The organism is Methylobacterium sp. WL18 (assembly GCF_008040015.1).
Lineage (GTDB): Bacteria > Pseudomonadota > Alphaproteobacteria > Rhizobiales > Beijerinckiaceae > Methylobacterium > Methylobacterium mesophilicum.
Genome location: NZ_VRVD01000073.1, coordinates 1 through 13,186 on the forward strand (window position 1 = coordinate 1; position 13,186 = coordinate 13,186).

The window sequence follows — 13,186 nt, forward strand, 5'->3', positions numbered from 1 at the left end:
TCGCCGGCCTGCGCGTCGAGAATCCGGTCCCCGTCGAGGAGGAGGTCGCGGGCTTCGAGACCGAGCAGGCCCAGCAGGAGGAAGCGCGCGTCGCCCGCGGCTTCCGCGTTGCCGCCGGAGCTGAGGAGGGCGGTCCCCCGGCGCAGGGCGTCCCGCCGCGACAGGCCCCGGCTCGTTCCCGCGATCACGCCGCCGCTCAGGCCATGCCTTCGGCGGCCAGCAACTCGGCCTGATGCTCGGTGATGAGCGCGTCCACGACCTCGTCCAGCGCAGTGCCGGCCATGACCTCCTCCAGCTTGTAGAGGGTCAGGTTGATGCGGTGGTCGGTCACCCGCCCTTGTGGGAAATTGTAGGTGCGGATGCGCTCGCTGCGGTCGCCGGAGCCGACCTGCGCCCGCCGGTCGGCGGCCCGGGCGGAATCCTTGGCGGTCCGCTCGGCGTCGTAGAGCCGGGCTCGCAGCAGCGACATCGCCCGGGCGCGGTTCTTGTGCTGCGACCGCTCCTCCTGGACGAAGACCACGATGCCGGTGGGCAGGTGGGTGATGCGGATCGCCGATTCCGTCTTGTTGACGTGCTGGCCGCCGGCGCCCTGGGCCCGCATCGTATCGATCTTCAGGTCGGCATCGTTGACGACGATGTCGACCTCCTCGGCCTCCGGCAGCACCGCCACGGTGGCCGCCGAGGTGTGGATGCGCCCCTGCGTCTCGGTGTTCGGCACCCGCTGCACGCGGTGCGCGCCGCTTTCGAACTTCAGGCGCGCGAACACGCCCTTGCCCTTCACCTCGGCCACGACCTCGCGGAAACCGCCCACGGTGCCCTCGCTCTCCGAGATCACCTCGACCCGCCAGCCCTTCGACTCGGCGTATTTCGCGTACATCCGGAACAGGTCGCCGGCGAACAGCGCCGCCTCGTCGCCGCCGGTGCCGGCGCGGACTTCCAGGATCGCGCTCTTCTCGTCGGCGGCATCCTTGGGCAGCAGGATGAGCTGCAACGCCCGATAGGCGCCTTCGAGCTGTGCCTGGGCCTCCGGCTTCTCCTCGGCCGCCAGGGCGCGCATCTCCGGATCGGTGCCCGGCTCGTCGATCATCGCCTCCAGGCCCGCCAGGTTCGCGAGGGCCGACCGGTAGGTGTGGATCGCATCCACCACGGGATCGAGATCGGACAACTCCCGGGAGAGCTGGATCACGGTCTCGGATTCGCCTTCGCCGGTGGCGAGCTGCGCGGTGACGAATTCGTGGCGCGCCAGGATGGCGTCGAGGCGCTCGGTGGGAAAGGGGATCATCGCCCGTGTTTCTGCAGGTTTCGGCGCACGACGTTCCAGGCCGGGCGTGGTCTCGTCTCAGGGGTCGGAGCGCGGGATCGTAAGGCTGACCGACGCGGCAAGACAGGGTCCCACCCCACGCCGCCTCCCTTCGAGCGCGGAAGCCGCAGCGCATCGACGGGAAGCGTCGTGGCTGTGCCGTACAACCCCGGCCGAACCTTCGGCAAGAGCGGCATCGCGGGTTAGATAGGGACGCCGTGGGCGTGTGCGAAGGCGGTGAGTGCCGGGCGCAGGGAATCGCCGTCGTGCATCCGGACCATCTCGGCGTCGATCAGCTCCGAAACGGCGGCCGCATCGAGGCTGAGCACCATCGCCTTCACCGGGCCGATGGCGGCCGGCGACATCGACAGGCTGCGGTAGCCGAGGCCGATCAGCGCCATCGCGTCGAGCGGCCGGCCGCCGATCTCGCCGCAGACCGTCACCGGGCAACCGGCCGCGTTGGCCCGCTCGGCGATCAGCCGGAACGCCCGCAGGGCCGCGACGCAGAGCGGGTCGAACCGGTCGGCGACCCGGCGGTTCTCGCGGTCGACCGCGAACAGGAACTGCATCAGGTCGTTCGAGCCGACGGAGAGGAAGTCGGCCTCCTTGGCGATCTCGTCGATCTGGAACAACAGCGAGGGCACCTCGACCATCGCGCCCAGCCGGCACTCGGTGGGGAGCGTGTAGCCGTGGCGGCGCAGATAGGCCTTCTCGCGTTCCACGATGCCGCGGGCGCGGACGAACTCGTCCACGGTGGCGACCATCGGGAACATGATCTTGAGCGGGTCGCCGTCGGCGGCCTTCAGAAGCGCGCGCAGCTGCATCCGCAACAGGGCGGGCCGGTCGAGCCCGATGCGGATCGCCCGCCAGCCGAGCGCCGGGTTCTCCTCCTCGAGCTTGGCCATGTACGGCAGGATCTTGTCGCCGCCGATATCGAGGGTGCGGACCGTCACGGGCTTGCCGGCGGAGGCCGCGAACACCTTGCGGTAGAGTTCCTGCTGCTCCGCGGCCGACGGCATGCGTTGGGCGACCATGAACTGCAATTCGGTGCGGAACAGGCCGACGCCCTCGGCGCCGGTCTCGTGCAGGTGGCTGAAATCGACGAGCAGTCCGGCATTCAGCTGCAGGCCGACGCGGACCCCGTCCCGGGTCTGGGCCGGGACGTCGCGCAGGGCCCGGTACTGCTCCTGCCGGCGGGCGCGCAGCCGCACCATCTCGGCATAGGCCGCCTCGACCTCCGGGCCGGGCCGGACATGGATCTCGCCGGCCACGCCGTCGACGATGATGGCGTCGCCGGCATCGCACAGGGCGGAGGCGTTCTCGACCTCGCCCACCGCCGGGATCCCGAGCGCCCGGGCCACGATGGCGACGTGGCTGGTGGGACCGCCCTCTTCCAGGACGATGCCGCGCAGCGTCGAGGAATCGTAGTCGAGGAGCGCGGCCGGCCCCATGGTGCGCGCCACCAGGATGGCGTTCTCGGGCAGGATGACGGCTCCGCCGGCCTCCGGACCGATCAAGGTGCGCAGCAGCCGGTTGGCGAGGTCATCGAGGTCGTGCAGGCGCTCGCGCAGGTACGGGTCCGCCTGGCGCATCATCCGGGCGCGGTTGTCCGACTGCACCCGCTCGACGGCGGCCTCGGCGGTCAATCCGGACGCCACGGCCTCCCGCATCCGCCGGAGCCAGCCCTTGTCGTGGGCGAACATCCGGACGGTCTCCAGCACCTCGCGCGATTCGGCGGTGCCGATCCGGTCGCCGCGCTCGACCAGCGCGTCGATGGCGGAGCGGACCTCCTCGATCGCCGCGTCGAGCCGCGCGACCTCGCGCTCGACGTTCTCGGCGATCAGCGTCTTCACCACGACGCGCGGCTCGTGGAGCACGACGTGGCCGAGCCCGATGCCGTCCGCCAGCGCGATGCCGCGGGCGACGACCGGTCGGCGGGCGGCGGTGCCGGCATCCGGCGCCAGGCCCTCCAACTCGCCCGAGGCGATCATCTCCGAGAGCACCATCGCGGTGGTCTGGAGCGCCTCGATCTCCTCCTCGGAATAGACCCGGTAGGTCTGGTTCTGGACGGTGAGCACGCCGAGCGTGTTGCCGGCCCGCAGCAGGGGCACGCCCAGGAAGGCGTGATACGCCTCCTCGCCGGTCTCCGGCCGATAGGAGAAGGCCGGGTGGTTCTGCGCATCCGAGAGGGAGAGCGGTTCGGCAGTCCGGGCGATCAGGCCGACGAGGCCCTCGTCGGCGTGCATGCGCGTCTGGTGGACCGCCTCGCGGTTCAGGCCCTCGGTGGCGAACAGTTCGAGGGTGTTGTCGTCCCGCAGGACGTAGACCGAGCAGACCTCGGCCACCACGTTGGCGGCGATCAGGACGACGATGCGGTCGAGGCGTGCCTGGGGGCTGACCGGCTCCGCCATCGCTTCGCGGAGGCGGCGCAGCAGCAGGCGCGGGCCTCCGGGCGCAGCGGGCATCGATTCGTCGTTCCAACGTCGGCGAGCGGCCCTGGCGTCGACCACCCTGCAACCTTGGCGCCGACTGGGAAACGTCCGGCGCCGGATGGACCGCGCCGCGAGCCCCCGGAAGATCTCCGGGTTCGGCGGAAAGGCCCGTGACTGTTCTAGCTCAAGACACCCGATCCGCTGATGAGACCCCGAACGCTCGCCCCGCGAGTGGACTTGGTTCCAACCCCTGATCCGATCTCTTGTTTCAGCGCGCCCTCGTCCATCGAACCGACGTTCCGGTCAGGCCGTGGGCGCTCTCATCGAGACCCTCCCAGGCTCAGGCCTGATCCAGGCCGTATAGCGAGTGGAGCGTGCGCACGGCAAGCTCCGTATAGGCCGCATCGATCAGCACGGAGAACTTGATCTCCGACGTGGTGATCGCGCGGATGTTGATGCCCTTCTCGGCCAGAGCCCGGAACGCCTTCGCCGCGACGCCCGCGTGGCTGCGCATCCCGACGCCGATCGCAGAGACCTTGACTACGTCGGTGGCCCCCTCGATCTGCGCGTAGCCGATCTGCGGGCTCGCCTGGTCGAGGATCGCGCGGGTGCGATCGTACTCGGCGGCCGGCACCGTGAAGGTCATGTCGGTGGTCGACTGGTCCCCCGACACGGTCTGGATGATCATGTCGACGTTGATGTTCGCGTCGGCCAGCGGCCCGAAGATGGCGGCGGCCACGCCGGGGCTGTCCTTGACCCGGCGCAGGGTGATCTGCGCCTCGTCCCGGGAGAACGCGATCCCGGTGATGATCTGCTGTTCCACGATGTCGTCCTCGTCGCAGATGAGGGTGCCCGGGCGCGCGGCGTCCGGCGGATCGAAGGAGGACCGGACCGTGGTCGGCACCCGGTGGACCATGGCGAGTTCCACGGAGCGGACCTGCAGGACCTTGGCGCCGAGCGACGCCATCTCCAGCATTTCCTCGAAGGTCACGCGCTCCATGCGACGGGCCTTCGGCACGATGCGCGGATCGGTGGTGTAGACCCCGTCCACGTCCGTGTAGATGTCGCAGCGCTCGGCCTGGATCGCAGCCGCCACGGCCACCGCCGAGGTGTCCGAGCCGCCGCGCCCGAGGGTGGTCACCCGGCCGGTCTCGGCATGGATGCCCTGGAAGCCGGCGATCACCGCGACCTCGCCCTTGGCGAAGCCCGCTTCAAGGTTCTTCGGGTCGATCTCGGCAATGCGGGCCGAGCCGTGCGCGTCCGAGGTCAGCACGGGGATCTGCCAGCCCTGCCAGGAGCGGGCCTTGAGGCCGTCCTTCTGCAGGGCGACCGCCAGGAGGCCCGCGGTGACCAGCTCGCCCGAGGCCACGACGGCGTCGTACTCGCGCGGGTCGTAGAGCGGGTTGGCGTCCTTGACCCACTCGACCAGTTCGTTGGTTTTGCCGGACATGGCCGACACGATCACGGCGACCTCGTAGCCGGCCGCGACCTCGCGGGCGACGTGGCGGGCCACGTTGCGGATGCGGTCGACCGTGGCGACGGAGGTGCCGCCGAATTTCATCACCAGACGGGGCATGATGGTTCTTCGCGGGTTCCCGGCGGTGACTGGGGACGGACCGCGCTGGCGGGTCCCGGACAGTGCCCGGCGGGTACAAGCGGCTCGTTGAGGTGTCAACAACCGGCCAAGCATGGAACCTGCGAAGGGTGGTGCCGGCGCGCCGCGGCGACGGCCCCGGGGCAGCCGTGCTATGGCGGCCCTGATATGCCGTGTCGGCCGTCCCGACCCGGATCGCCCGGCGCCGGCCGGGCGTCCGGGCCGAGGGGCTGGACTAGCCGGCCTCGACGGAACGGATCGCGCATGGACAGGGCAGCCACGAACCCCGGGACGGACGGCTTCGTCGATCGCGGCGAGGTCGCGCGCTTCGACGCGCTCGCCGCGACCTGGTGGGACGAGGCCGGGCCGATGCGGGTGCTGCACCGCTTCAACCCGGTGCGCCTGGCCTACATCCGCGACGCGCTCTGCCGCCGGTTCGGCCGGGATCCGCAGGCGCCGTTCCCCCTGGACGGCCTGACGCTGTGCGATGTCGGCTGCGGCGGCGGCGTGCTGTCGGAGCCCCTGGCCCGGCTCGGCGCTACGGTGACCGGCCTCGATCCCGCGGAACAGAACATCGCCGTGGCCCGCGCCCACGCCGAGGCCGGCGGCGTGCCGGTGGATTACCGCGGCGAGACCATCGAGGCGGTGGTCGCGTCCGGCCAGAGCTTCGACGCGGTGCTGATCATGGAGGTGGTGGAGCACGTCTCCGACATGCCCGCCTTCGTGCGGACCGCCTGCGCCGCCGTGAAGCCCGGCGGCATGCTGTTCGGCGCGACCCTCAACCGGACCCTGCGCTCGTTCGGGCTCGCCATCGTCGGCGCCGAGTACGTGCTGGGCTGGCTGCCGCGGGGCACGCACGATTGGGAGAAGTTCGTGACGCCCGAGGAATTCCGCCGCGCCATCCAGGCGGGCGGCCTCGACGTCACCGACACGACCGGCGTCGCCTACAATCCCCTCACCGACGGCTGGCGCACCAGCCGGGACAAGGCGGTGAACTACATGGTCGCGGCCGAGCGCCGCGCCTGAACCGGAGCCCCCGTTCGCGGTTGAGACCGCAGCGGAGACCCGAACCATGCTCGAGAAGATTCCCCACGCGCTCGGCGCGGCCCTGTCCGGCCTGAAGGCCGGGATGGAGAAGACAGCCTACCACGCGGATTTCGCCGACGTCCCGGAGACGCTGACGCTGTCGAGCCCCGCCTTCGCGGACGGTGCCGAGATTCCCGCACGCTTCACCGCGGATGGGCCTGGCCTCTCGCCGTCCCTGGCCTGGAGCGGCGTGCCCGAGGGGACCGGCACGCTCGTCCTGCTGGTCGAGGATGCCGGCAGCCCCACGCCGCAGCCGCTCGTTCACCTGATCGTGTGGAATGTTCCGCCCTCCGACGACAGCCTCGACGAGGGGGCGCTGGCGAGCCCCGACCGGCCGGGGGCCCGCATGAGCCTCGGGAAGAACAGCTTCCTGCGGCCGGCATGGCTGCCGCCCGATCCGCCGAGCGGCCATGGACGCCACGCCTACCTGTTCCAGATCTACGCCGTCGAGAGCGCGCTGGACCTGCCCGACAGCCCCGGCCGGGGCGCTTTGCTGGACGCGATGCGCGGGCGGGTTGTCGGCAAGGGCCAGCTCGCGGGCGGCTATGCCCGCCCCTGAACCGGCCCGACCGATGGGCGGGGATTGGACAGGCCCGCGGGTTCGTTTGCGTTGTGCCGGCCGGTGCGCCGGGCTAGTGAGTCGACCAGATACAGCGAGCGCGGACAAGGACTTCTACCGCGTGCGCGGACGTGGACTTCCTCTCTGTTTCGGAGCGTGATCGGTGGGCTTGGATGCGCGCGCGCGGCGGCAGGACACGGACATCGTCGCCCGCGCCCTCGCGGCGTCGAATGTCGGGACCTGGGAGTGGCGGATCGCCGACGATGTCGTGCGCTGCGATTCCGTCGCCGCGACGATGCTCGGCATCCCCCGCTCGGCCACGGGCCACGGCACGACCTACGCGCTGTTCTTCGATCGCGTCCATCCGCAGGACCGGCAGCGGGTCGGCGCCATCGTGAAGAACCTCCAGCGTCATGGCGGGCTCTACGTCGCCCAGTACCGCACAGTGCTGGCGCCTGACGACGTCCGCTGGGTCCTGGCGCGCGGCCGCTTCGTGACGAGCCCGGACGGGATCGTCAGCGAGGCCCGCGGCATCGTCATCGACGTGACCGAAAGCAGCCGCGACGGCTTCCTCGATGAATCCACCTTCTGCGCGATCGATGCCCCCGGGGGCGGGATCGACCGGGTCGCCGAGCTGGCGCTGGCGCTGTTCAATGTGGCCGAGGGCCTGGGCGAGTCGGATTTCGAGCGGCTGAAGCCCCTGATGGACGCGCTGCTGCACGAGATCGGGCGCCAGCTGGTCGAAAGCCCCGCCGTCCTGGCGACCGACAGCGTCCACTGAGGCACCGCGCCTGCGACGCCGTGCCTGCTACGCCTTGCCTTGCGGTGGCGAATCCTGATATGGCGGCGCCATCCCGCGATGCGTGCCCCGTGATCGCTGGACGCGACCCCGCGTCCCGCCTCGCTGACACGTTCCCGATCCCCCGTGAATGGACGGCCCCACCCGGGCTCGAGAAACCGATGAAGATCCGTAATTCCCTCAAGTCCCTGCGCGGCCGTCACCGCGACAACCAGCTCGTGCGCCGCAAGGGCCGGGTCTACGTGATCAACAAGACCCAGAAGCGCTTCAAGGCCCGCCAGGGCTGAGGCCGTCTGCCCGGCTCCGGCCGGGCATCGGAGCGACTTCCCGGCGGGCCGCGACCGGTCGTTCGGGAAGTCGGATGTCGTCAAGCGAAAGCAGCCGCGCCCGGCCGGGCCGCGGCTGCTTTCGCGTGCGCGGCACCGCGGCACGTTGACGAGCGCGATACCGGCGCACACTCTGCCGACATCATGCCGACACGCTTCATCGCCGCCCTGGTCTGCCTGCCGGTTCTGGCCGTGGCGCCCGCCGCCGCAGCCCCCGATACGATACGGCCCGGCCGTGCCGCGCCGGAGGTCAAGTCGGCGCCCGAGGCCAAGCCGGCGCCGAAGCCGGTCAGCCTCGACGACCTGTTCGCTCGCCTGCGCGCCAGCGAGGATCCGGCCGAGGCGAAGGGCATCGCGAAGCTCATCGAGCGCCGTCTCGACGCGTCCGGCAGCCCGACCGCGGACCTGCTCACCGATCGCGCCCGACAGGCCGTCTCGGCCCACGACTTCCCCCTGGCGGCCGAGCTGATGGACCGGGTCACCGCCCTGGAGCCGAACTGGTCGGAGGGGTGGAACCGCCGCGCCACGGTGTTCTGGCTCCTGACCGACAAGGACGACGCCATCGCCGACCTGCGCCGGGCCCTGGTGCTGGAGCCGCGCCATTTCGAGGCCTGGGCCGCCATGGGCCGGATCTACGAATCCCTCGATGACAAGGCCCGGGCTCTCGCAGCCTTTCGCCGGGCGCGGGCGCTCTATCCGAAGATGGAGAAGATCGGCGAGGCGGTCGACCGCCTGGCCCCGGAGGTTGACGGCCGCGACCTGTGAGCCGCGTGGCCGGACTGCTCCTCACGCTCCTCGCCCTCCCCTTCGCGGTCCTGGGTCTGGTTCTCGGCCTGGGCGCGGTCGCGAGCCTCGTGATCGACCTGAAGATCGGGGCCGCGAATCCGCCCGCGGGACCCTTCGTCGAGGTCGCCAGTGGGCGTCTGGCGACGATCCAGGCCGGTCCGGCGAACGGCCGGCCGGTGGTTCTGCTGCACGGCGCCTCGGCCAACGCGTCCGATCCGATGGAGGGCATCGGCCGCCGGCTCGCGGCGGCTGGCTATCGGGTGATCGCCTTCGACCGGCCGGGCTTCGGGTGGAGCGACCGGATCGACGGCGGCGAGGCGGCGGCGCCCGCGATCCAGGCCCGGATCATCGCGGAGGCGCTCGACCGGATGGGCGTCGGCCCGGCGCTGGTGTTCGGGCATTCCTGGGCCGGCGCCCTGGCCCTGGCGCTCGCCCTCGACCATCCGGCGCAGGTCTCGGGCCTCGTCCTGGCCGCACCGGTCGCGATGCCGATGCCGTCGCGGATGCTGGTCCTGCCCTGGTACTGGCGTCTGGCCATCAAGCCGCCCGTGGCCTGGCTTCTCAGCCGCACGATCGGGCCGCCGGCCGCCCAATATTTTCTTCCCGAAACGGCCAAGCGGGTCTTCCTGCCCCAGACGGAGACACCCGGATACCCGGAGCTGGTCCGGGCCTCCCTCGTGCTGAGACCCGGGACGCTGCTCGCCAACGTCCAGGATCTCGTCGGCCTGCCAGCCGCGCTCGCGGCGCAGGGCCCTCGCTACGGAGACCTGCGCGTCCCGACCCTGGTGATCTCCGGCGATGCGGACCCGATCGTCCGCAGCGAGAGCCAGGCGGTGCCGCTGGCGAAGGCGATTCCCGGGGCCCGGCTCGTGCTGCTGCCCGGGATCGGTCACATGCTCCACTTCGTGGCGGCGGAGCGCGTGACCGATGAGATCGTCCGGTTCGCGAGCGAGCAACGGCGCGAGGCTGCACCGCTGCTCAAGGATTAGGTCTCACGCCTTCTCGGCGTGCTCCCGGGTGATGAAGGTGAGCCGCACGAGGTTCGTGGCCCCGGGGGTGCCGAACGGCAGGCCCGCCACCACGATGACCCGGTCCCCCACCGCGGCGAATTTTTCGCGCACGGCGAACTTGGCGGCGCGGAACGACATGTCGTCCACGTCGCTGGCATCCTTCGTGACGATCGGGTGTGTGCCCCAGGCGAGCGCCAGGCGCCGGGCGGTCTCCCGCCGGGGCGTGAGGGCGATGACCGTGGCGTTCGGGCGCTCGCGCGACAGCCGCAGGGCCGTCGAGCCCGAATTGGTCCAGGCCATGATCGCGTCGAGGTTGAGCGCGTCCACCATCTGGTGGGCGGCCGCCGCGATCGCGTCGGCGGCGGTCTCGTCCGGCGTCGCGCTCTGCGCCCGGATGATCGACCAGTAGACCGAGTCGCGCTCCACCTGCTCGGCGATGCGGTTCATGGTCTCCACGGCCCCAACCGGGAACGCGCCGGAAGCGCTTTCGGCGGACAGCATCACGGCGTCCGCGCCCTCGTAGACCGCGGTGGCCACGTCCGAGACCTCGGCGCGGGTCGGGACCGGCGCCGTGATCATCGATTCGAGCATCTGGGTCGCCACCACCACGGGTTTGCCGAAGCGCCGGGCGCTGCGGGTGATCCGCTTCTGCACGCCGGGCACCTGCTCCAGCGGCATCTCCACGCCAAGATCGCCGCGGGCGACCATCAGGCCGTCCGAGATCTCGATGATCTCGTCGAGCCGGGTCAGGGCCTGCGGCTTCTCGATCTTGGCCATCACCAGGGCACGCCCGGCGCAGACCTTCTTGACCTCGGCCACGTCCTCGGGCCGCTGGACGAAGGAGACGGCGATCCAGTCGGCCCCGGCGTTGAGGCCGGCATCGAGGTCGGCCCGGTCCTTCTCGGTCATCGCCGGCACCGGGATCACCGTGTGGGGCAGCGACACGCCCTTGCGGTTCGAGATCTTCCCGCCGACCTCGACCCGGGTGACGGCCCGGTTCTCCGAGGTCTCCAGCACGGTCAGCCGTAGCTTGCCGTCGTCGAGCAGGATCGCGTGGCCGGCTTCCAGGGCCTCCAGGATCTCCGGATGCGGCAGGTGGCAGCGGCTGGCATCGCCGGGCGTGGGGTCTCCGTCGAGCACGAAAGTCGCGCCGGTCTCGATCATCACGGCGCCCTCCGCGAAGGTGCCGAGCCGGAGCTTGGGACCCTGCAGGTCGACCAGGATGCCTATCGGGTGCTTGGCCTCGCGCTCGATCGCGCGGATCACCTCGACCTTCTCGGGCAGCTTCTCGCGCGGCAGGTGGCTCATGTTGAGCCGGAACACGTCCACGCCCGCCCGGAACAGGCGTTCGATCATCTCCGGCGAGTCCGAGGCCGGCCCGAGGGTGGCGACGATCTTTGTACGGCGCGAGCGTTTCAAGCTGGATCCTCCGGGTATTCCGCAGCGCTCGTCTCGGGGTCGGCCCCGGACGGCGTCGGTTCGTTGGGTGCGGGTGTAGGCATCCCGCCCGGGGCAGCGTCAAGGGCGCGACGGCATCCTCAAGGCTTGGCCGGCGCGTCCGCCCGGTTGGGATCGGTGAGCTGGATCGTCCAGCTCTTCTGCTCGCCCGTATCGACCTCGAAGAAGCCGTTCCGGTCGTAGCCGCGAGCCAGGCAATCCTCGACCCCGCGGATCGTGAACTCCGAGTCGCGGGTGCACATCAGCGAGCGCCCGCTCCACTCGCCGCCGCGGGTGTAGTCGACCGCGAACACGTAATAGAACCGCGCCGCCAGCGCCCCCTTCAGGAGCGTCTCGCAGGCTTTCGGGGCCAGGTCCCACCAGCCCTCCGTGACCCAGCCCTGCGGGTCCCGGTAACCGAGCGAGATGCCGACCTTGCTGGCGGTCTGGTTGCACAGACGCAGGTCGGCCTTCGCGGGGCCGGCGCCGAAGAGCGCGATGCCGAGCCCCAGGATCACCGGCACGGCGGCCGGCGAACCGGTCGCCCCCCTCAAAGACCTACCCGACGAGGATGATGCGGCAATCGTTGACATTGGTACGCGTCGGACCGGGGTTCACGAGGTCGCCAAGGGCCGCGAAGAACGCGGTCGAATCGTTCTGCTCCAGCATCGCGGCCGGGTCGAGGCCGGCGGCGCGGGCGCGCTCGAGGGTCGTCGGGTCGACCAGGCCGCCGGCCGGATCGGTGGCGAGGCCGCGCCCGCCGTCGGTGCCGTCGGTGTCGGCACTGATCCCGGAGATGCCGGGCTCACCGTCGAGGGCCACGGCCAGGGCCAGGGCGTATTCCTGGTTCGGGCCGCCATGGCCCTCGCCCCGGATGGTGACGGTGAGTTCACCCCCCGAGATCAGCGCGACGCGCTGCCCGGCCGCCTTGTAGCGCTTGGCCTCGCTCGCGTGCACGGCCGCGACCTCCCGGGCCTCGCCTTCGAGGTCGGCGCCCAGCATGATCGGCTCGTAGCCCGCGTCCCGGGCCGCCTGGGCGGCCGCCTCCAGGGCGTCGATCGGCCGGGCGATGATGCGGTACTCGGCCCGGGCGAAGGCGGGATCTCCGGCCTTGGGGGTTTCGTTGTTCGGGTCGTTCAGGAGCCGGACGGCCGTCTCCGGCAGCGGGATGCCCCGGCGCTCGCAGATGGCGCGGGCATCCGCCAGGGTCGAGGGATCGGGCACGGTCGGGCCCGAGGCGATCACCGCCGGATCGTCGAACGGCACGTCCGAGATGGCGAGCGTCAGGATCCGCCGGGCGTTGCGGGCGGCCATGGCGAGCCGGCCGCCTTTGATCCGCGAGATGTGCTTGCGGACGGTGTTGATCTCGCCGATCGGGGCGCCGGAGCGGAGCATCGCCCGGGTGATCGCCTGCTTCTCGGCCAGGGTCATGTCCCCGGCCGGCGCGATCCAGTTGGCGGAGCCGCCGCCGGACAGGAGCACCAGCACCTCGTCGTCCGGGCCGGCCTCGGTGGCGAGCCGCAGGGCCTCCTGGGTCGCGGCGATGCCGGCCTCGTCGGGGACCGGGTGCCCCGCCTCGACCATGTGGATGCCCGGAGCGTCCTGTCCGTAGCCGTGCCGCGCCACCGCGAGGCCGACGATGCGGTCGTCACCGAGCCCGTGCTTCTGCCGGTAGAACCGGCTGGCCACCGCGCTCATGCTGCCGGCCGCCTTGCCGGCCGCCAGGATGATCAGGCGTCCGGGGCTCGGTTCCGGCAGGTGCGCGGGCAGGCACAGGTCCGGATGGGCGGCGCGGATGCCGGCGGTCAGGAACGCTTCGAGGAGGGCGCGCTGCGCGGCGGGGGCGGCGTTGGGCGG

General features: G+C 71.3%; 12 protein-coding genes and 1 pseudogene. 6 read left to right on the forward strand and 7 right to left on the reverse strand.

Translation table 11 applies throughout. The annotated features are described in order from the left end of the window. The 4 genes and pseudogenes from FV228_RS08910 to FV228_RS08925 form a co-directional block, all read right to left on the reverse strand. Nucleotides 1-188: pseudogene (locus FV228_RS08910) on the reverse strand (protein-(glutamine-N5) methyltransferase, release factor-specific); the annotation flags it as partial. Nucleotides 189-196: 8 nt separating this feature from the next. Beyond that, nucleotides 197-1,282: a peptide chain release factor 1 gene (prfA, locus tag FV228_RS08915; RefSeq protein WP_147854286.1), complete on the reverse strand. Its 1,086-nt coding sequence runs from the start codon at nucleotides 1,280-1,282 to the stop codon at nucleotides 197-199. 221 nt (nucleotides 1,283-1,503) lie between these two features. Then, nucleotides 1,504-3,765 carry a phosphoenolpyruvate--protein phosphotransferase gene (gene ptsP, locus FV228_RS08920; RefSeq protein WP_147854287.1) on the reverse strand — a complete coding sequence of 754 codons (2,262 nt, stop codon included), beginning with the start codon at nucleotides 3,763-3,765 and terminating at the stop codon, nucleotides 1,504-1,506. Nucleotides 3,766-4,072: 307 nt separating this feature from the next. Then, nucleotides 4,073-5,308 carry an aspartate kinase gene (locus tag FV228_RS08925; protein ID WP_147854288.1) on the reverse strand — a complete coding sequence of 412 codons (1,236 nt, stop codon included), beginning with the start codon at nucleotides 5,306-5,308 and terminating at the stop codon, nucleotides 4,073-4,075. A 282-nt stretch (nucleotides 5,309-5,590) separates the two neighbouring features. Between FV228_RS08925 and ubiG the strand changes: the two genes are divergently transcribed. The 6 genes from ubiG (at nucleotide 5,591) to FV228_RS08955 (ending at nucleotide 9,871) form a co-directional block, all read left to right on the forward strand. Beyond that, complete coding sequence (gene ubiG / locus FV228_RS08930) at nucleotides 5,591-6,352, forward strand: bifunctional 2-polyprenyl-6-hydroxyphenol methylase/3-demethylubiquinol 3-O-methyltransferase UbiG (protein ID WP_147854289.1); 762 nt, start codon at nucleotides 5,591-5,593, stop codon at nucleotides 6,350-6,352. Nucleotides 6,353-6,398: 46 nt separating this feature from the next. Next, entirely contained in the window at nucleotides 6,399-6,971 is a 573-nt protein-coding gene (locus FV228_RS08935; RefSeq protein ID WP_147854290.1) for a YbhB/YbcL family Raf kinase inhibitor-like protein, read from the forward strand. Between the two features lie 163 nt (nucleotides 6,972-7,134). Next, nucleotides 7,135-7,752 (forward strand): PAS domain-containing protein, encoded by a 618-nt coding sequence (locus tag FV228_RS08940; RefSeq protein ID WP_147854291.1) that lies wholly within the window; start codon nucleotides 7,135-7,137, stop codon nucleotides 7,750-7,752. Between the two features lie 179 nt (nucleotides 7,753-7,931). Further along, entirely contained in the window at nucleotides 7,932-8,057 is a 126-nt protein-coding gene (ykgO, locus tag FV228_RS08945; RefSeq protein ID WP_003601867.1) for a type B 50S ribosomal protein L36, read from the forward strand. A gap of 183 nt (nucleotides 8,058-8,240) precedes the next feature. Next, a complete protein-coding gene (locus tag FV228_RS08950) occupies nucleotides 8,241-8,861 on the forward strand; it encodes a tetratricopeptide repeat protein (protein WP_187277679.1) in 621 nt (206 codons plus the stop codon). Beyond that, nucleotides 8,858-9,871: an alpha/beta hydrolase gene (locus FV228_RS08955; RefSeq protein ID WP_147854293.1), complete on the forward strand. Its 1,014-nt coding sequence runs from the start codon at nucleotides 8,858-8,860 to the stop codon at nucleotides 9,869-9,871. The genes FV228_RS08950 and FV228_RS08955 overlap by 4 nt, the downstream gene beginning before the upstream one ends. 3 nt (nucleotides 9,872-9,874) lie before the next feature. Here the strand turns inward: FV228_RS08955 and pyk are convergent, their stop codons facing one another. From pyk to FV228_RS08970, 3 genes are all read right to left on the reverse strand, one after another. After that, nucleotides 9,875-11,311 carry a pyruvate kinase gene (pyk, locus tag FV228_RS08960; protein ID WP_147854294.1) on the reverse strand — a complete coding sequence of 479 codons (1,437 nt, stop codon included), beginning with the start codon at nucleotides 11,309-11,311 and terminating at the stop codon, nucleotides 9,875-9,877. A 119-nt stretch (nucleotides 11,312-11,430) separates the two neighbouring features. After that, the gene (locus FV228_RS08965; RefSeq protein ID WP_147854296.1) at nucleotides 11,431-11,841 is read right to left on the reverse strand and encodes a DUF1036 domain-containing protein; all 411 of its coding nucleotides are present in this window, start codon (nucleotides 11,839-11,841) and stop codon (nucleotides 11,431-11,433) included. Nucleotides 11,842-11,887: 46 nt separating this feature from the next. Continuing rightward, the coding region (locus tag FV228_RS08970; protein WP_246693871.1) for a glycerate kinase at nucleotides 11,888-13,186 on the reverse strand (1,299 nt) is incomplete at its 5' end.

Excerpts from the sequence above, each read along its gene's own strand:
- prfA (WP_147854286.1), bottom strand. The coding sequence starts at position 1,282 with ATGATCCCCTTTCCCACCGAGCGCCTCGACGCCATCCTGGCGCGCCAC.
- ptsP (WP_147854287.1), bottom strand. The coding sequence starts at position 3,765 with ATGCCCGCTGCGCCCGGAGGCCCGCGCCTGCTGCTGCGCCGCCTCCGC.
- FV228_RS08925 (WP_147854288.1), bottom strand. The coding sequence starts at position 5,308 with ATGCCCCGTCTGGTGATGAAATTCGGCGGCACCTCCGTCGCCACGGTC.
- ubiG (WP_147854289.1), top strand. The coding sequence starts at position 5,591 with ATGGACAGGGCAGCCACGAACCCCGGGACGGACGGCTTCGTCGATCGC.
- FV228_RS08935 (WP_147854290.1), top strand. The coding sequence starts at position 6,399 with ATGCTCGAGAAGATTCCCCACGCGCTCGGCGCGGCCCTGTCCGGCCTG.
- ykgO (WP_003601867.1), top strand. The coding sequence starts at position 7,932 with ATGAAGATCCGTAATTCCCTCAAGTCCCTGCGCGGCCGTCACCGCGAC.
- FV228_RS08950 (WP_187277679.1), top strand. The coding sequence starts at position 8,241 with ATGCCGACACGCTTCATCGCCGCCCTGGTCTGCCTGCCGGTTCTGGCC.